Below are 18,355 nucleotides of genomic sequence, written 5' to 3'. Positions count from 1 at the left end.
CTACCCACGCGCGTCGCGCCGCGTGAGGGCGGCGACGGCCTCGACGTGATGAGAGTGCGGAAAGAGGTCCAGCGCGTCGATGGACGCCGCCTCGTAGCCGACGTCGCGGAAGGTCGCGAGGTCACGAGCGAGCGCGACCGGGTCGCACGCGACGTAGACGACGGTCGCCGGCGTCAGGGCGCCGATGCGCTCGACGACCTCGCGTCCGGCCCCCGACCGCGGCGGATCGAGCAGGACGACTCCGCGCGACAGACGCTCGCGTTCGGTGACGGATGCCTCGGCCTCCAGTCGCGCGAGCCACCGGTCCACGCGCCCGGTCTCGGCACGGGCTCCGACCCATTCGGCGAGGTTCTCGCCGGCGTGCTCCGTGGCGCGAGGGTCGGACTCGACCGTCGTCACGCGCGTCGCGGGTCCGCCGAGGTCGCCGAGGGTCGCGGCGAACAGGCCCACTCCCCCATACAGGTCGAGGTGCCACGCTTCGGGGTCGATGGCCGGGCCGTCGGGCCGCGCGGCGCGCAGCCGCGACGAGACGAGCGTGGTCAGCGAGTGCGCCGCCAGCCGGTGCACCTGCCAGAAGCCACCGGCGTCGACGCGGAACTCGCGGCCGCCTACCCGCTCGATCACCACTTCGGCCTTCGGCGCGGGCTTGGACGGCCTGCGCGAACGACCGGCGCGCGGGCTCCCGGCATCCGTCCGCCGTTCCGGGCGAGGGAGGACGCGCACTCTGCCGTCGGCGGGCTGCACGAGGTCGATGCGGCCGGTGGCGTGACCGCGCAGGCCTCGGGCGGCCGACTCGACCTCGGCGGTCGCGAGCGGCAGGTCGTCGACTTCGATCACGCGATGACTCCGCGCCGCGTACGGCCCGATACGCCCCTCGTCGTCCACGTGCAGGCTGACGCGGGTGCGCCAGCGAGTGCCGTCGGGCGTCTCGTCGTCGATGACGTCCACGGTGTCCGTGAGGGCCTGGCCAGCTGCCCGCATGGTGGCAACGGGAGCCGTCATCCCGCCGAACCGCTCGAGCGCCTCGAGCAGCACCCGGAGCTTGAGCTCGCGCTGGTGCGGGAGCGCAATGTGCCCGAAGTCCGCACCGCCGGGGCGTTTCTCGGGCGCGACGTCGACATCGGCCTGTCGCCACACGTGCGGCTGGCGGTGCGGCGAGGCGTCCAGCACCTCGAGCGTCTCGGCACGCCAGAACGACTTCTTGCCGGTGTCGGTGAGGCGAGCCCGCACACGCTCGCCGGGAATCGCGTCCGAGACGAACACGACGCGCCCCTCGTGGCGGGCCACGAACACGCCGCCGTGGGCGACACCCGTGATCTCGAGGTCGATGGTCTCGCCTGGTTCGCTCACCCGTCGAGCTTACGACCCAGCCAAACGGGGTTCACTTGCCCTGAATGTACGCCGCGCCACTGGTCCCCGTACAAGTAGGGCAAGTGAACACCCGGAGGCCAGTTCATCGCGGTGATGACCGCCGCGTACCGTTGGGGGCATGCGCGTGTGCCTCGCCTCGACCTCTCCCGCCCGGCTGATGCTGCTGCAGCAGTTCGGCATCCGTCCCCTCACCATCGCCCCCGACGTCGACGAGGAAGCGGTCGTCGAGGCGGTCGAGGCCTCCGAGGGCCGGAGACTGGATCCCGACGAGCACGTGCTGCTGCTCGCGCGACGCAAGGCTGCAGAAGTCGCTGCACGCCTGGCCGACGACATCCCCGGCTTCGACGGCATCGTGATCGGCGGAGACTCCATGTTCGAGCTCGACGGAGAGGTGCTCGGCAAGCCCTACACGCCCGACAGCGCGATCGCGCGCTGGCGTGCGATGCGCGGGCGCACCGGTGTGCTGCACTCGGGCCACGCCGTGGTGCGCCTCGAGCCGGGAGTGCCTCCGCGCGAGGTGCATGCGACGGCCGCGGCATCCGTCTCGTTCGTCGACGACGTGACGGATGCCGAGATCGAGGCGTACGTCGCATCGGGCGAGCCCCTGCACGTGGCCGGCGCGTTCACGGTCGACAGCCTCGGCGGGGCCTTCATCGACCGCGTCGACGGCGACCCGTCGACGGTCGTCGGAATGTCGGTGTCGACCCTGCGGCGCCTCGTACGCGATCTCGGAGTGGAGTGGACGGCGCTCTGGAACACGACCGACCCGTCACTCGACGACACGCCGAACTTGTCGTAGGAATCCCACGTTTCTGCTCGGTTCTTGTACGAACCGGTCAAAAGTCCGATCAAACCCGTCGGTAGGCTGGCCTTCATGCCCCAGATCGCCAAGGTTCTCGTTGCCAACCGCGGCGAGATCGCCGTCCGCGTCATCCGCGCCGCCCGCGACGCCGGCAAGGCGTCGGTCGCCGTGTACGCCGACCAGGACCGCGACGCCCTGCACGCCCGTCTCGCCGACGAGGCGTACGCGCTCGACGGCTCGACCAGCGCCGAGACGTACCTGTCGATCGACAAGATCCTCTCGATCGCCCGTCGCTCCGGCGCCGACGCGGTGCACCCGGGCTACGGCTTCCTCGCCGAGAACGCGGACTTCGCGCGCGCCGTGATCGCGGCGGGCCTGATCTGGATCGGACCGTCGCCCGCGGCCATCGAGGCCCTCGGCGACAAGGTCACGGCCCGCAGTGTGGCCGAGAAGGTCGGCGCTCCGCTCGCACCCGGAACCCCGGGACCTGTCTCGGGGGCGGACGAGGTGGTCGCGTTCGCGCAGGAGGTCGGCCTCCCCATCGCGATCAAGGCGGCGTACGGCGGCGGCGGTCGCGGACTCAAGGTCGCCCGCACGCTCGAGGAGGTCCCCGAGCTGTTCGAGTCCGCCACGCGCGAGGCGATCACGGCGTTCGGCCGCGGCGAGTGCTTCGTCGAGAAGTACCTCGACAAGCCGCGCCACGTCGAGACGCAGTGCCTGGCGGATGCCGCGGGCAACGTCGTCGTCATCTCGACGCGCGACTGCTCGCTGCAGCGGCGGCACCAGAAGCTCGTGGAAGAGGCGCCCGCGCCCTTCCTCACCGACGAGCAGAACAAGACCCTGTACGACGCGTCGAAGGCGATCCTCAAAGAGGTCGGCTACATCGGTGCGGGAACCTGCGAGTTCCTCATCGGAGCGGACGGCACGATCTCGTTCCTCGAGGTGAACACGCGCCTGCAGGTCGAGCACCCGGTCTCGGAGGAGATCACCGGCGTCGACCTCGTGCGCGAGCAGTTCCGCATCGCCGAGGGCGAAGAGCTCGGCTACGACGACCCCACCCCCGACGGGCACTCGATCGAGTTCCGCATCAACGGCGAAGACCCCGGCCGCGGGTTCCTCCCCCAGCCCGGCCCGATCCACGTCTTCAAGACGTTCGGCGGTCCCGGCATCCGTCTCGATTCCGGTGTCACCGCCGGCGACAGCGTGAGCGGCGCGTTCGACTCACTGCTGGCCAAGATCATCGTCACCGGCCGCGACCGCGCCGAGGCGCTGGAGCGCGCGCGCCGCGCCCTCGACGAGTTCGAGGTCGCCGGTCTTCCCACCGTGATCCCCTTCCACCGCAAGGTCGTCCGCGACCCCGCCTTCACCGCCGAAGACGGCCGGTTCGGCGTGTACACGCGGTGGATCGAGACCGAGTTCGTCAACGACATCCCGGCGTGGGACGGCGAGCTCGAGGCACTCAAGCCCGCCGAGCACCGCCACACGGTCGTCGTCGAGGTCGCCGGCAAGCGCCTCGAGGTGAGCCTGCCCGACCGCGTCGTGTCGGCGCCCGGCTCGAGCGGCCGCCCCGCCGCCGTGCCCCCGTCGCGTCGCTCGCACGCGCCGACCGTCGTGGCCGGGGCATCCGGAGACGCCGTCAAGGCGCCCATGCAGGCGACGATCGTCAAGGTCGCCGTGGAGGACGGCCAGCAGGTCGTCAAGGGCGACCTCGTCGTCGTGCTCGAGGCGATGAAGATGGAGCAGCCGATCCAGGCGCACAAGGACGGCGTCATCGGCGGCATCAACGCCGACCCCGGAACCACGGTCTCGGCCGGGCACCAGCTGCTCACCATCAGCTGACGGATTCCGGATGCCTCGACCCGAGCCATCCGTCCCCCTGCAGCCGGCCCCGCCGCCACCCCGACTCCCCAGCGAAAACACCAGTCCGTCACGCGACACGCCGCGCGGCAACGCCCGCCGCCGGCGCGTCGCCGTCACCGGCTGGTGTTTCCGCAGTGGGAACCGAGCCCGGCCACCAGCTGCTCACCATCAGCTGACGGATTCCGGATGCCTCGACCCGAGCCATCCGTCCCGCTGCAGCCGGCCCCGCCGCCACCCGACTCCCCAGCGAAAACACCAGTCCGTCACGCGACACGCCGCGCGGCAACGCCCGCCGCCGGCGCGTCGCCGTCACCGGCTGGTGTTTCCGCAGTGGGAACAGAGCTCGGCCACCAGCTGCTCACCATCAGCTGCCGGATTCCGGATGCCTCGACCCGAGGCATCCGTCCCCCTGCAGCCGGCCCCGCCGCCACCCGACTCCCCAGCGAAAACACCAGTCCGTCACGCGACACGCCGCGCGGCAACGCCCGCCGCCGGCGCGTCGCCGTCACCGGCTGGTGTTTCCGCAGTGGGAAGCGAGGCCGGGCTCAGCCGCCGTAGATCGTGTGGTCGACGACGTGCATCGCGCGGGCGGCATCGGTGATGCTGCCCGACAGCGACGGATACACCGCGAACACGCGCGAGACTTGGTCGACCGTCAGGCGCCGCTCGACCGCGATCGCGATCGGGTAGATCAGCTCGGACGCGCGCGGGCCGACGATGACGCCGCCGATCACGGTGCCGCTGCCCTGACGGGCGATGAGCTTGACGAAGCCGTCCTTGATCCCCATCATCTTGGCGCGCGGGTTCGCCGCGAGCGGGAGCTTGTGGACCACGCCGTTGATGAGGCCGTCGGCGATGTCCTTCTCCTGCCAGCCGATCGTCGCGATCTCGGGGGCGGTGAAGATGTTCGAGGTGATGCGGCGATGCTCGAGCGGGATCACGACGTCGCCGAGCGCGTGGAAGACGGCCGTCCGGCCCTGCATCGAGGCGACCGAGGCGAGCGGGATGAACGACGTGCAGTCGCCCGCGGCGTAGATGTTGGGCACCGAGGTGCGCGCGACGCGGTTCACCTGGATGTGACCGGAATCGGTCATGTGGATGCCGGCCTGCTCGAGGCCGATCCCGGAAGTGTTGGGCACCGAGCCGACCGCCACGAGACAGTGGCTGCCCTCGACCGTGCGGCCGTCGCTGAGAGTCACCACGACGCCGTCGCCGACGTTCTCGACCTTGTCGGCGCGGGACTTCGACAGCAGCGTCATGCCGCCGCGCTTGAACACCTTCTCGAGCACCGCCGCCGCGTCGGAGTCTTCGCCGGGCAGCACCTGGTCCCGGCTCGAGACGAGCGTGACCTTCGCGCCGAGGTTCATGTAGGCGCCCGCGAACTCGGCGCCGGTGACCCCGGAGCCCACCACGATCAGGTGCTCGGGGATGGCGGTCATGTCGTACAGCTGCGTCCACGTGAGGATGCGCACCCCGTCGGGCTTCGCGGTGGGCAGCTCGCGCGGTGAGGAGCCGGTCGAGACGACGAGGGTGTCGGCTTCGATGCGGTCGAAGTCGGTGCCACCGGCACCGGTCGACACGACGACCGCGTTGTCGCCCTCGAGGCGTCCGTGGCCGGAGATGATGCGCACGCCTGCCTCGACGAGCGAGGCGCGCATGTCGTCGGACTGCTGGCGCGCGAGCGAGAGCAGCCGCTTGTTGACGGCGTTGAGGTTGATCGCGATCTCGGGCTTGAGCGGCTTGCCGTCCTTGCCCTTGGCGAACAGCTGTACACCCAGGTCGCTGGCTCCCGAGATCGCCACCGCGGCGTCGGCCGTCGCGATGAGCGTCTTGGACGGCACCACGTCGGTGATCACCGCCGAGCCGCCGATACCGGCGCGTTCGACCACCGTCACCTCGGCTCCGAGCTGGGCGGCGGCCAGCGCCGCTTCGTAGCCTCCGGGTCCGCCGCCGATGATGGCGACGCTCTGCGTGCGCTCGAAGCTCAAGGACATGTGCTCCATTCTCTCCTGACGGATGCCCCGGCCACGACCGTGCCGCCGCGTCGGTGCCGCGGGTTCGCTGGCCCTTGTGCCGCCGGGTTCCTAGAGTGGGGGCATGTCAGACACCACCGGCAATCCTCTCGACGACCCCGCCGCCGACCCGTTCGAGGTCGCTGCCCAGGCCGCAGAGGACATCGCGCGCATCACCGGCGTGGCGCGCCACGACATCGCGCTCACCCTCGGCTCGGGGTGGGGGAAGGCCGCTGAGCTCGTGGGAGAGACGACGGCCACGTTCCCCGCCACGGAGGTGACCGGGTTCAGCGCCCCCGCCCTCGCCGGGCACGTCGGCACGCTCCGCAGCGTCGTCACCCCCAAGGGCCGTCACGTGCTGGTGATCGGTGCGCGCACCCACTTCTACGAGGGTCACGGGGTGCGTCGCGTCGTGCACAGCGTGCGCACGGCCGCGGCCACCGGTGCCCGCACGATGGTGCTCACCAACGGCGCCGGAGGCATCAAGCACACGTGGGCCCCCGGGCAGCCGGTGCTCATCAGCGACCACATCAACCTCACCGGCGCATCGCCGCTCGAGGGTGCGACCTTCATCGACCTCACCGACCTGTACTCGATGCGGCTGCGCGACCTCGCCCGCACCATCGACCCGAGCCTGGACGAGGGTGTGTACTGCCAGTTCCGCGGTCCGCAGTACGAGACGCCGGCCGAGGTGCAGATGGCGAAGTCGTTCGGCGGTCACATCGTCGGCATGTCGACGGCGCTCGAGGCCATCGCGGCACGGCAGGCGGGCATGGAGGTGCTCGGCTTCTCGCTCATCACGAACATGGCTGCCGGCATCCAGACCACTCCGCTCAGCCATCACGAGGTCATCGAGGCCGGCCGTGAGGCCGAGCCGGTGATCTCGTCGCTGCTCGCTCGCGTGATCGGGGCGATGTGAACAGCGCGGAAGTGCCGGCGGCCGACCCTGAACGTCAGGAGCCCGCTCCCGACGCGGTGCCCGCAGGCGGTGGCTCGATCCTCGAGGCTGCGCGGGCGTGGCTCGCGCAGGACCCCGACGGCGAGACCCGCACCGAGCTGCGCGAACTGCTCGCGGCGGCCGAGGCCGGCGATACCTCCGCACAGGCTGGGTTGACCGATCGATTCTCGAAGCGTCTCGCCTTCGGCACCGCGGGACTGCGCGGCGCGCTCGGGGCCGGCAGCAACCGCATGAACCGCGTGCTCGTCGCGCAGGCTGCGGCGGGGCTCGCCGCGTACGTGCGCGAGAAGGCGGGCATGCCGGCGCTCGACGCCGGCGGGACGGATGCCCCGGCACGGCCGGCTGCCACGGCACCGCCAGAGGCCGAGACCGACGCCGAGCACGAGACCGAGCCCGAGGAGACCCCAGGGTCCGCCCAGGAGGAACCGGGTCGCGACGCCGAGACTGACGCCCCGACCGCGGACGCGCTCGTGCAGCCCCCGACCGTGGACGCCCTGGCCGCCGAGGGTCCCGAGACCCCCGGCATCCTCGATGACGCCCCGGTCGTGGTGATCGGGTTCGACGGTCGCCGCAACTCCGACGTATTCGCACGCGATTCGGCCGAGATCTTCGCCGGTGCCGGTCTGCGAGCGATCCTCATGCCGCGCCTGCTCCCCACGCCGGTCCTGGCTTTCGCCGTGCGTCACTTCGGCGCGGCAGCGGGCGTCATGGTCACCGCGAGCCACAATCCGCCGGACGACAACGGCTACAAGGTGTATCTCGGGGGCGAGGACGACGGCTCGCAGATCGTGTCGCCCGCCGACGCCGAGATCGCGGCGCACATTCAGGCCGTCGCGGAAGCCGGAGACATCAGCACGCTGCCGCGGTCGCTCGCGTTCGAGGTCGCGACCGAGGAGGTCGTCGACGCGTACATCGCCGCCACGGCAGCGGTGGCGCCGGCTCCCCCCGGCGCGGACGGCCTGAAGTGGGTCTACACGGCGATGCACGGCGTCGGGTGGGAGACCCTGTCGCGCATCGTGGAGGCCGCCGGATACCCGTCCCCGATCCCGGTGACCCCGCAGATCGAGCCCGACGGCACCTTCCCGACGGTCGCCTTCCCCAACCCGGAGGAGCCGGGCGCGATGGACCTCGCGTTCGCGGCGGCCCGCGAGGCCGGCGCCGACCTCGTGATCGCCAACGACCCGGATGCGGACCGGCTGGCCGTCGCGATCCCGGACGAGACTGCCGACGGCGGGTGGCGCCGCCTGAGCGGCAACGAGATCGGCCTGCTCCTGGGCTGGCGCGCCGCGCAGCGCGTCGCTGCCGCGGGCGCCACCGAGGGCGCATCGCTCGCGTGCTCGCTGGTGTCGTCACCCGGTCTGCATGCCGTGGCCGAGCACTACGGCCTCGCCTTCCACGCGACGCTCACCGGTTTCAAGTGGATCTCGCGCGCCCCCGGCATCGTGTACGGATTCGAAGAGGCGCTCGGCTATCTCGTCAACCCCGAGACCGTGCGCGACAAGGACGGCGTCTCGGCTGCCGTCGCGATGCTCGGGATGGTATGCGAGGCGCGCGGCCGCAATGCGTCCCTCGCAGACCTCCTGCACGAGTTCGACGACACGTTCGGCTCGTTCGCGAGCGATCAGGTGTCGGTGCGCGTCGACGACGTGTCGCAGATCGCCCGCATCATGCAGGCGCTGCGGTCGCGGCATCCGGAATCCGTCGGCGACGCCGCCGTCGAGCGCGTCGACGATCTGCTCGAGGGCATCGACGACCTTCCGCCGGGCGATGTGCTGCGGCTGTGGCTCGCCGACGGCGCCCGACTGATCGTGCGGCCGAGCGGCACCGAGCCGAAGCTCAAGCTGTACCTCGACGTTCGAGGCGATTCGCGAGAGGACGCCGCGGCGCGCATCGCGGCACTCGCCGACGGCGCTCGGGCGCTCCTCGCCGAGTACGGCGGCTGAACCCGAGGCTCGGGCATCCGTGCGCGGTGTCCGACCCTCGTGCTAGAGTCACGTTCGCGATATATCGCGATGCGATGTCGCGGGGGGAGATTCCGCATCGATACGAGGAGCGAACGATGACCGGCGCGCGGGAGAACGACGAGACGGATGCCTCGGCCCCGGCCCCCACTCCCCCTGAAGCTTCACCGCTCGGCGCCGCCGGGCTTGCGGGAGCCACGGACGTGACACCCGGCGAGGGGTCGGGCACGCCCGCGGCTGCGGACGACGCCGACGAGACGCCGGATCCACCGCACTGGCTGCGCAACGTCGTGATGTTCCTGGGCGGGCAGACGGTGACGCTGTTCGGCTCGATGCTCGTGCAGTACGCCGTGTTCTGGTACCTGACGATCACGTACCAGTCCGGCCTCGTGATGACCCTGGCGGCGGTGTTCGGATTCCTGCCGCAGGCGATCGTCTCGATCTTCGGCGGCGTGTGGGCGGACCGCCACAACCGCAAGTATCTGATCATGGGCGCCGACGCCGCGATCGCGGTGACGACGCTGGCGCTGGCGCTGATCATGATGACGGGCTACGACGCCGTCTGGCTGATCTTCGCGACGATGGCGATCCGCTCGGCGGGTGCCGGCATTCAGATGCCCGCCGTCTCGGCCCTGCTTCCGCAGATCGTGCCGACGCGCAACCTCATCCGCGTCAACGGGATCAACGGCTCCATCCAATCGGCGATGATGCTGCTGGCTCCCGCCGCCGCCGGGGGTCTGTACGCGTGGGCGTCGGCAGCCTCGGACGGGTCCGCGGCCTCGCTGATCCCGATCTTCTTCATCGACGTCGTGACGGCGGTGATCGGCATCGGGATCGTGGCGCTCATCCCGGTCGCCACGATCCGCCGCGCGGGCGACGTGCAGACCGGCTACTTCGCCGACCTCGTCGACGGCGTGCGGTACATCGTGAACCATGCGTTCGTGCGGTGGCTGCTGGTGCTCTTCGCGATCATCTTCCTGCTCACCGTGGCCCCGTCGAACCTCACGCCGCTCATGCTGGTGCGCACCTTCCCGGCGGGCGAGGCGCAGGACGTCGTCAACCTCGCGGTGCTCGAGATCGCCTTCAGCATCGGGATGATGCTCGGGGGCATCCTCGTCGCGTCCTTCTTCGCCAAGCGCAGCCGGATCGGGCTGATCATCGTCTCGTCGCTCGTCTTCGGCGCGCTCTCGATCGGCCTGGGCCTCTCGTCGAACATCTGGGTGTTCTTCGGCTTCATGTTCCTCGTCGGCCTCGCGGTGCCGTTCTTCTCGACGCCGTCCATGACGTTGCTGCAAGAGACCGTCGAGCCCGAGCGCCAGGGTCGCGTGTTCGGCTTCGTCGGCATCGTGATGGCCGTCGCGATGCCGATCGGCATGGTCGTGTTCGGTCCGCTCGCCGACGTCATGCCGATCGAGGTGCTGCTGGTCGCCGCGGGTGTGCTGACGTTCATCGTCGTCGGCCTCGCGGTCTGGCTGCCGGCCGGTCAGCGAGCGATCGCCGCCGCTCGGCGGGCCGCCACCGTCGCCGGCGAAGACCCGGCGGCAGGCGCCGCCGTCGTCGAGGCCGAGATGCACACGAAGGACGCGTGAGAGGAACGAGATGAGAACCCTTCGATACTCGATCAACGTCACGCTCGACGGCTGCTGCCATCACGAGGCAGGGCTGCCGCCGGACGAGGAGTCGATGCAGTACTGGACCGCCGAGATGGAGCGGGCCGATGCTCTGCTCTTCGGCCGGGTGACCTACGAGATGATGCAGTCCGCGTGGCGGAGGCCGGCCACGGGCACGTGGCCCGATTGGATGCGTGATTGGGAGACCCCCTTCGCCGAGGCCATCGACGGGGCGAAGAAGCACGTGGTGTCGAGCACGCTCGACGAGGTCGACTGGAACGCCGAGGTGATGCGCGGCGACCTCGGGGCGGCGGTTAGGCGGCTCAAGGAGGAGCCTGGCGAGGGCCTGTGGGTGGGTGGCGTGACGCTCCCCCTGGCGCTGGCGGATCTGGGGCTCATCGACGAGTACGAGTTCGTCGTCCAGCCGGTGCTCGCCGGACACGGGCCGACGCTTCTCGCGGGGCTGCGCGAGCGCATCCAGCTCGAGCTCGTGCACCGCCAGGAGTTCCGGTCGGGCGCGGTCGCTCTGCGGTTCCGGCCCGCGCGAGTCGCGACGTGACGTGACGCACTGTCACGTCGGCGCCGCCCGGGCCTCGCCCGGCGCTCGGTGAGCCCTAGGCTCGAAGAATGCTGCTGACGACGCCCGTCACCCTCGAGAACGCCTTCGTGCGCCTCGAGCCCCTCGCTCCCGAGCACGAGCAGGATCTCGCTCACGCCACCGTCGGCCTCGAGCACGTGTGGTACACGTCGGTGCCGCGGCCCGAGAGCATCAGGGACGACATCGCGCAACGCCTCGCGTGGCGCGACGAGGGCATGATGAACCCGTGGGCGGTGCGGCAGCTCGACACCGACCGCGTGGTCGGGACGACGACTTTCTGCAACATCGACCAGCCGAACCGCCACGTCGAGATCGGACACACGTGGATCGGCGTGGAGGTGCAGCGCACCGCGGTGAACACCGCCGCGAAGCTGCTGCTGCTGTCGCATGCCTTCGAGGAGTGCGACGCGATCGCGGTCGAGTTCCGCACGCACTGGCACAACCGGCAGTCCCGCGCGGCGATCGCCCGGCTCGGCGCCAAGCAGGACGGCGTGCTGCGCAATCATCGCCTCGGCCCCGACGGCACGCTCCGCGACACCGTGGTGTTCTCGATCCTCCCTCAGGAGTGGCCCGCCGTGAAGCTCGGCCTGCAGGAGCGCCTCGCCCGCGGCTGACCCCGGCCCGCGGCATCCGTCGCCGTTTTCGCGGTTGAGGTGGCGCAACACGCCGCATCGCCGGAACCATCCCGCGTGTTCCGCCACCCGAAGGACATCGCTGACCCCGGCCCGCGGCATCCGTCGCGGCCTTCGCAGCCGCGGTTGAGGTGGCGCAACACGCGGCATCGCCGCCGTCATTCCGCGTGTTCCGCCACCCGAAGGACATCGCTGACCCCGGCCCGCGGCATCCGTCGCGGCCTTCGCAGCCGCGGTTGAGGTGGCGCAACACGCGGCATCGCCGCCGTCATTCCGCGTGTTCCGCCACCCGAAGGACATCGCTGACCCCGGCCCGCGGCATCCGTCGCGGCCTTCGCAGCCGCGGTTGAGGTGGCACAACACGCCGCATCGCCGGAACCATCCCGCGAGTTGCGCCACCCGAGGGCAGGGCAGCCACCGAGCGCGGGCGACGAGGGTTGCCGCCGGTCAGCCGTCGATGACGGCGACGAGCTCGTCGAGGAAGGCTGCGAACGACGTCGCGCGGCGCACGATGCGCTGCACGCTGTCGCGCTCCGAGAACACCTCGACGAACTGCTCGAACACGGTCTGGAACGCCTCGCGGTCGGTCTCTGAGAACGCCACCAGCGCCACGACCTGCACGCGCCCGTCACCCCACGGGATCGAGGGGTCGGCGATGCCGATGGCGATGGCGGTGCGGGATGCCGTCATGCCGAGGGCGTGCGGCACGGCGAGCGCATCGGTGAACGCCGTCGACGACAGCTGCTCGCGCTGGATCGTCCGGTCGACGTAGTCATCGTCGATCACGCCGCGCTCGACGAGCCGCTGTCCGAGCAGGCGGATCACACCCTCCTCGCCCAGCGCAGGATCGAGGCCCCGCACGAAGCCGGTCGGCTCGAAGTAGCGCTCGAGCTCGGCGCGCAGCCGCGCGAGGCGACGGGAGCGACGGATGCGGCCGGCCGCTGCCTGCACGCGCTCGACATCCGCGTCGGTCAGGAACGGCTGGATGCGCACGATCCGCTCCCCCGGCACGGCCGGGTCGATGGTGGTGAGGACGAGATCGGTGTCGATGGAGGCCCAGTCGGGGTCGACGCGCGTCTCGACGCCCACGACCTCGATCGCCTGCCCGAGCGAGCGGTCCACCGACGAGCGCAGCAGCTCGTGCAGCTCGTAGTAGCCGGGGCACACGATCGTCGCCGTGAGCAGCTGATCGGCCTGGCGGCTGCGTTCCAGGCGCCCGCCGACGTGCATCGCGATGTACGCGATCTCGTCGTCGAGAAGCGGGATGTCGAGCCGCTCGTGAAGGCCGTTGGCGATGTAGACGGCGACCTCGAAGATCATCGGGTACGTCGACTTGAGCGACCGCGTGAGCGGGTTGCGCGACCACGCCTGCTCCCGCGCGCGCAACCGCAGGTTCTGCACGTGCAGCGCGAGCCGCAGCAGGAAGTCCTCGTGCACGATGTCGACGAGGAATTCCGCCGCCGCCTGGCCGACGATGTCGCGCACGGCGGACTCCACCTCGGGCTCGAGCTGGGCCCGGGTGTGCTCGCGGGCGCTGTCGGCCTGCGCGGCGCCCGGGGCCACGACCCGCGTCAGCACGAGGATCGCGAGGTGGCGAAGGTCGCCCGCCCCGAGCCGCACGCCCAGATGGCGCTCCGCGAGCTCGGCGATGACGGCGGCGACCTCCGCCTGCTCGGGGCGCTCGTCGCCGGCGATCGCGACGGCGTCGAGGGGCCGGTCGCGCGAGACGCGGTCGGCGGCGATCGCGATGTGCATGACGACGTCGCCGATGCCGAACTCGTTCACGAACCAGCCCATCGTGCCCAGTCGCTCGACGAGCTCCGTCTTGAACGGGCCGAACGCCTGCGCACCCACCGAACCTTCGCCCAGGGTGCGGCGCAGCGCCGAGAGATCGAAGGAGCCGGCATCCATCTCGTCGTGCGCGAGCCTGCTCAGCAGCCGCCGCTGGGCGCTCTCGGTGCCCCGCAGGCGCGCGCGCGAAGCCGACCGCTCGAGCGTGAGCTCGGTGCCTCCGAGCAATCCGCGCACGCGCGCCAGATCGGCGTCGAGAGTCGCCGGCGAGACGTGCAGCGCGTCGGCGGTCTCGAACACGTCGATGCCGTCGGGAGCGTCCAGCAGCGCCCGCACCAGCGTGTGAAGCCGATCACGCGGCGTGCCGGCGTCGCCGGCCGCGCGCAGGGCGGCGGCAGCGTCGACTCCGGCGCGGTAGCCCTGCGGACCGGACTCGACGGCGATCCCCGGTGCGACGCGGGCGTTGAGCGACGTGACGTACGAGCGCACGCTCCGGGGCGTCACACCCAGCGCATCGGCGAGAGTCGCAGCGGTGGCCCATTCCCCGTCGCGCACAAGGAAGCCGAGAAGCCGGTCCTGTCTCGCCCTCGTCACGCTGCCAGTCAACCATGCGGTCGGGCGAGGTTCGCAGCGCTCGTCTCGCCCCGCTCGATCGACGACTGGCGCGGGCCGGGCGCGGTTTCCGCCCCCGCGGAAGAAGGAGTGGTTGTCGGCTCCCAGCTGTTTCACAAGAATGGGCTCACGAGGAGGCGGGTCGATGAGGATCCTGGTGGTCTGCGGAGCTGGTGCCTCGAGCACCTTCGTCGCTCAGCGCGTCCGGCACGCCGCACACGACCAGGGCCTTGCCTACATCGCCTTCGCCGGCACCGAGCAGTCGCTTCCGATCGACCTCGACGCCGCCGACGTCGTCCTCGTGGGGCCGCATCTCGGTCATGCGCTGGAGCGCATCGAACGGGATGCCGCGCCACGGGGCACAACGGTGGTGCTGCTGCCGCCCGACATCTTCACGGATCTGGACGGCACCCGCACACTCGCGCTGGTGCGCGCCGCGGTCGGAGGTTCCGGGGGGCCGCTTCCGGCCGCGGAGCCGGCGCCGGCCGCACCGACCACTTCCGAACCCGACAGCGACGGCCACGACATCTGACAGAGAGGTCACACGACATGCCACCTATCTCCCGCACGGTCAGGATCGGCTCCTCGCACGGGCTGCACGCCCGCCCCGCGAAGCTCTTCGCGCAGGCGGCGAAAGATGCCGGCATCCCGATCACGATCGCCAAGGACTCGGGCAGCCCGGTCAACGCGGCGAGCATCCTCGGGGTGATCGCGCTCGGCGTCGAGCAGGGCGATTATGTGACGCTGACCGCCGACGGCGAGGGGGCCGACGCGACGCTCGACACTCTGGCCGAGCTGCTCACGACCGACCACGACGCGGCATGACCATGGCCGAGCAGGTGACTCGAGAGCTTCGAGGCGTCGGGATCGGTCTGGGCGTGGCCCAGGGACCGGTCGCGCGCATGGCCGAACCGCTGCCGGCTCCGAGCGATGCGGCGAGCACGCTGAGCGCCGACGAAGAGAAGGTGCGGGTGACGGATGCCGTCGCCGCCGTCGCGCGCGAGCTCGAGCAGCGGGGTGCGCAGGCCGGCGGTGCCGCGCAGGACGTGCTCGAGGCGCAGGCGATGATGGCCGAGGACCCGAGCCTCGCCGACGAGGTGGACGCACGTCTCGCACAGGGCAAGACCGGCGAGTACGCGGTGTTCGACGCGTTCGCGTCGTTCCGCGATCAGCTCGCCGCGATGGGCGGCTACCTCGGCGAGCGCGCCGCCGACCTCGACGACGTCGCACAGCGGGTCATCGCCCGGCTGCGCGGGGTCGCGGCTCCCGGAGTGCCCGACCCGGGGCATCCGTTCGTCCTCGTCGCGAAGGATCTGGCGCCGGCCGACACGGCGTTGCTCGATCTCGACAAGGTGCTGGCGCTGGTCACGACCGAGGGCGGACCGACCTCGCACACGGCGATCCTCGCCCGCGAGAAGTCGATCGTGGCGGTGGTCGGCACCGTCGAGGCGAAGGGCCTGCGCGACGGACAGACGGTGATCGTGGATGCCGCAGCGGGCGTCGTCACCACCGATCCGACGCCCGACGAGCTCGACCGCGCACAGAACCGCGCCGCTGCACGCGCGGCGGCCGCCACCGCTCCCGTCACCGACGGCGCCCTCGCGGACGGCACGCCGGTACCGCTGCTGGCGAACCTCGGCAACGCCGACGCCGCCGCCGAAGCGGTGGAGCTCGGAGCGGAGGGCGTCGGCCTGTTCCGCACCGAGTTCCTGTTCCTGAGCGCGAACCAGGCACCGACGGTCGAGCAGCAGCGCGAGGCCTACACCAAGCTGCTCGCCGCCTTCCCGGGCAAGAAGGTCGTCGTGCGCGTGCTGGACGCCGGGGCCGACAAGCCGCTGCCGTTCCTCAACGACGCCCACGAAGAGAATCCGGCGCTCGGGCTGCGGGGTCTGCGGGCCCTGCGAGCGAGCGAGGACATCCTGCGCGAGCAGCTCACGGCCCTCGCCGAAGCGGATGCCGCGACCCAGGCCGACTTGTGGGTCATGGCGCCGATGGTGGCGACAGTCGAAGAGACGCAGTACTTCGTCGACGTCGCCCGCGACTACGGCGTGAAGACCGCCGGGGTGATGGTCGAGGTGCCGTCGTCGGCGCTGCTGGCCGACCGCATCCTGGAGCACGCGGACTTCGCGTCGATCGGCACCAACGACCTGACCCAGTACACGCTGGCCGCCGATCGCCTGCTCGGCTCGGTGGCGACGTTCCAGGACCCGTGGCATCCGGCCGTCCTGCGCCTCATCCGCGAGGTCGGCGATGCCGGCCGCGCCACCGGCAAGCCCGTCGGCATCTGCGGCGAGGCGGCGGCCGATCCGCTGCTGGCCGTGGTGCTCGTCGGGCTGGGCGCGACGAGCCTCTCGATGGCCCCGACGGCGCTCGCCGACGTGCGGGCGACACTGCTCGAGCACACCCTCGAGGGCGCGCGAGAGATCGCCCAGGCCGCTCTCGCGGCCGACTCCGCGGCATCCGCCCGCACCGCGGCCCAGGAGGCCGCCTCAACCCGAAGCGCCGCATCCGCGGACGCGAACCCCGAAAACAAGGGAGCACAGCAATGACAACGGCGTCCACGCCCGCACGGACGGGCGGCAGCAGAGCACGGGTCGGAGTCCAGCGCTTCGGCACCTACCTGTCCGGCATGATCATGCCGAACATCCCGGCGCTCATCGCGTGGGGCATCTTCACCGCGTTCTTCATCGATGTCGGATGGACCCCGAACGCCGACCTGGCGACGATCGTCGGACCCTTCATCCACTATCTGCTGCCGTTGCTGATCGCCTATACCGGCGGCAGCATCGTGTACGGCATCCGCGGCGGTGTCGTGGCATCGATCGCCACCATGGGCGCGATCGCCGGGTCCGACCTCCTCATCGCGCAGGTCAACGCGACGCTGCCCGAGGACAACCAGCTGGGCCAGGTGCACATGTTCATCGGCGCGATGATCATGGCGCCGATCGCGGCCTACACGATGAAGTGGCTGGACTCGCTGTGGGAGGGCAAGATCCGGGCCGGGTTCGAAATGCTCGTCAACATGTTCTCAGCGGGCATCTGGGGCTTCGTCATGGCCATCGTGGGCTTCTACCCGATCGCGTGGCTCGTCAACGGGGTTATGCGCGGGCTCAGCACCGCCGTCGACTGGCTGGTCGAGATGAACCTGCTGCCGCTCACGAGCATCATCATCGAGCCGGCGAAGGTGTTCTTCCTCAACAACGCCATCAACCACGGCGTCCTCACGCCGCTGGGCATCCAGCAGGTGGCCGAGGACGGCGCGTCGATCCTCTTCCTGCTCGAAGCGAACCCGGGACCCGGCGTCGGCCTGCTGCTGGCCTTCACCTTCTTCGGCCTGGGTGCGGCGCGGGCGTCGGCTCCGGGTGCCGCGGTGATCCAGTTCTTCGGCGGCATCCACGAGGTGTACTTCCCGTACGCGCTCATGAAGCCGGTCCTGATCCTGGCCCTGATCGGCGGCGGCATGACCGGTGTCACGACGAACATGCTCCTGGGCGGCGCGCTGCGAGCGCCGGCCGCCCCAGGCAGCATCATCGCGGTGCTCGCTCAGACGGCCTCCGGCGCCTACCTGGCGGTGATCCTGTCGGTGATCCTGTCCGCGACGGTCACGTTCCTCATCGCCTGGGTGATCCTGCGGGCCTCTCGCAAGCGGGATCTCGAGGCCATGGCGGCCACCGACGACGCTTTCGGAGCAGCGATCACGCAGACCGAGGCGGCCAAGGGCAAGTCGTCCGAGCACCTCGGCGGCCTCCGCGGCGGCGCGGCGACCGAGACCGGCGGCGGCATCGAGCCGGCCACCATGACCGAGCGCGAGATCAAGAGCATCGTGTTCGCGTGCGACGCCGGCATGGGCTCGTCCGCGATGGGCGCGAGCGTGCTGCGCAACAAGATGAAGAAGGCGGGCATCGAGGACGTCACGGTCGTCAACAAGGCGATCGCGAACCTGGATGCCTCGGCCGACCTCGTCATCACGCAGAACCAGCTCACCGACCGGGCGCGTCAGCAGACGCCGAACGCCGTCCACGTCTCGGTAGACAACTTCATGAACTCGCCGAAGTACGACGAGGTCGTGGACCTCGTCCGCGCGCAGCATGAGGATGGTGCGTAGCTGAGACAGCGGTGGAGCCGGGCGGCGGGAGGCCCCCGGCTCC

14 protein-coding genes are annotated in these 18,355 nt (G+C 70.9%); 11 read left to right on the top strand and 3 right to left on the bottom strand.

Features of this window, described 5'->3' with window-relative positions; translation table 11 throughout:
* Window positions 1-1,350: a class I SAM-dependent RNA methyltransferase gene (locus ACLKM7_RS13780; RefSeq protein ID WP_436447731.1), complete on the bottom strand. Its 1,350-nt coding sequence runs from the start codon at window positions 1,348-1,350 to the stop codon at window positions 1-3.
* 139 nt (window positions 1,351-1,489) lie between these two features.
* Between ACLKM7_RS13780 and ACLKM7_RS13775 the strand changes: the two genes are divergently transcribed.
* The gene (locus tag ACLKM7_RS13775) at window positions 1,490-2,170 is read left to right on the top strand and encodes a Maf family protein (RefSeq protein WP_436447730.1); all 681 of its coding nucleotides are present in this window, start codon (window positions 1,490-1,492) and stop codon (window positions 2,168-2,170) included.
* A gap of 75 nt (window positions 2,171-2,245) precedes the next feature.
* Window positions 2,246-4,012, top strand: a complete 1,767-nt coding sequence (locus tag ACLKM7_RS13770) for an acetyl/propionyl/methylcrotonyl-CoA carboxylase subunit alpha (RefSeq protein ID WP_436447729.1) — start codon at window positions 2,246-2,248, stop codon at window positions 4,010-4,012.
* A 566-nt stretch (window positions 4,013-4,578) separates the two neighbouring features.
* Here ACLKM7_RS13770 and ACLKM7_RS13765 read toward each other — a convergent pair.
* Window positions 4,579-6,036 (bottom strand): NAD(P)H-quinone dehydrogenase, encoded by a 1,458-nt coding sequence (locus ACLKM7_RS13765; RefSeq protein WP_436447728.1) that lies wholly within the window; start codon window positions 6,034-6,036, stop codon window positions 4,579-4,581.
* A gap of 94 nt (window positions 6,037-6,130) precedes the next feature.
* Between ACLKM7_RS13765 and ACLKM7_RS13760 the strand changes: the two genes are divergently transcribed.
* The 5 genes from ACLKM7_RS13760 (at window position 6,131) to ACLKM7_RS13740 (ending at window position 11,786) form a co-directional block, all read left to right on the top strand.
* A complete protein-coding gene (locus ACLKM7_RS13760; RefSeq protein ID WP_436447727.1) occupies window positions 6,131-6,964 on the top strand; it encodes a purine-nucleoside phosphorylase in 834 nt (277 codons plus the stop codon).
* Between the two features lie 56 nt (window positions 6,965-7,020).
* Complete coding sequence (locus tag ACLKM7_RS13755; RefSeq protein WP_436448044.1) at window positions 7,021-8,946, top strand: phospho-sugar mutase; 1,926 nt, start codon at window positions 7,021-7,023, stop codon at window positions 8,944-8,946.
* Window positions 8,947-9,062: 116 nt separating this feature from the next.
* Window positions 9,063-10,553 carry an MFS transporter gene (locus tag ACLKM7_RS13750; protein WP_436447726.1) on the top strand — a complete coding sequence of 497 codons (1,491 nt, stop codon included), beginning with the start codon at window positions 9,063-9,065 and terminating at the stop codon, window positions 10,551-10,553.
* 10 nt (window positions 10,554-10,563) lie between these two features.
* Window positions 10,564-11,133: a dihydrofolate reductase family protein gene (locus tag ACLKM7_RS13745; protein ID WP_436447725.1), complete on the top strand. Its 570-nt coding sequence runs from the start codon at window positions 10,564-10,566 to the stop codon at window positions 11,131-11,133.
* 68 nt (window positions 11,134-11,201) lie between these two features.
* The gene (locus ACLKM7_RS13740) at window positions 11,202-11,786 is read left to right on the top strand and encodes a GNAT family N-acetyltransferase (protein ID WP_436447724.1); all 585 of its coding nucleotides are present in this window, start codon (window positions 11,202-11,204) and stop codon (window positions 11,784-11,786) included.
* 465 nt (window positions 11,787-12,251) lie between these two features.
* Here ACLKM7_RS13740 and ACLKM7_RS13735 read toward each other — a convergent pair whose 3' ends face one another.
* Entirely contained in the window at window positions 12,252-14,189 is a 1,938-nt protein-coding gene (locus tag ACLKM7_RS13735; RefSeq protein ID WP_436447723.1) for a BglG family transcription antiterminator, read from the bottom strand.
* 163 nt (window positions 14,190-14,352) lie between these two features.
* On the opposite strand from ACLKM7_RS13735, the gene ACLKM7_RS13730 reads away from it, so the two are divergent.
* The 4 genes from ACLKM7_RS13730 to ACLKM7_RS13715 all read left to right on the top strand — a co-directional run bounded on the left by ACLKM7_RS13730 (window position 14,353) and on the right by ACLKM7_RS13715 (window position 18,312).
* On the top strand, window positions 14,353-14,739 hold the full coding sequence (locus tag ACLKM7_RS13730; RefSeq protein ID WP_436447722.1) for a PTS sugar transporter subunit IIB: 387 nt from the start codon (window positions 14,353-14,355) through the stop codon (window positions 14,737-14,739).
* Window positions 14,740-14,756: 17 nt separating this feature from the next.
* Window positions 14,757-15,032, top strand: coding sequence for an HPr family phosphocarrier protein (locus ACLKM7_RS13725; protein WP_436447721.1), 276 nt, complete (start codon window positions 14,757-14,759; stop codon window positions 15,030-15,032).
* Between the two features lie 77 nt (window positions 15,033-15,109).
* On the top strand, window positions 15,110-16,756 hold the full coding sequence (gene ptsP / locus ACLKM7_RS13720) for a phosphoenolpyruvate--protein phosphotransferase (RefSeq protein WP_436448043.1): 1,647 nt from the start codon (window positions 15,110-15,112) through the stop codon (window positions 16,754-16,756).
* Window positions 16,753-18,312: a PTS mannitol transporter subunit IICB gene (locus ACLKM7_RS13715; protein ID WP_436447720.1), complete on the top strand. Its 1,560-nt coding sequence runs from the start codon at window positions 16,753-16,755 to the stop codon at window positions 18,310-18,312. Before ptsP ends, ACLKM7_RS13715 begins: the two co-directional genes overlap by 4 nt.
* The last annotated feature ends 43 nt before the right edge of the window (window positions 18,313-18,355 follow it).

This window comes from Microbacterium sp. I2, assembly GCF_051364985.1.
In the GTDB taxonomy this organism is placed as follows: Bacteria; Actinomycetota; Actinomycetes; order Actinomycetales; family Microbacteriaceae; genus Microbacterium.
The sequence above is the reverse complement of the archived record's forward strand: the minus strand, read 5'-3'. Positions and strand labels throughout refer to the sequence as shown.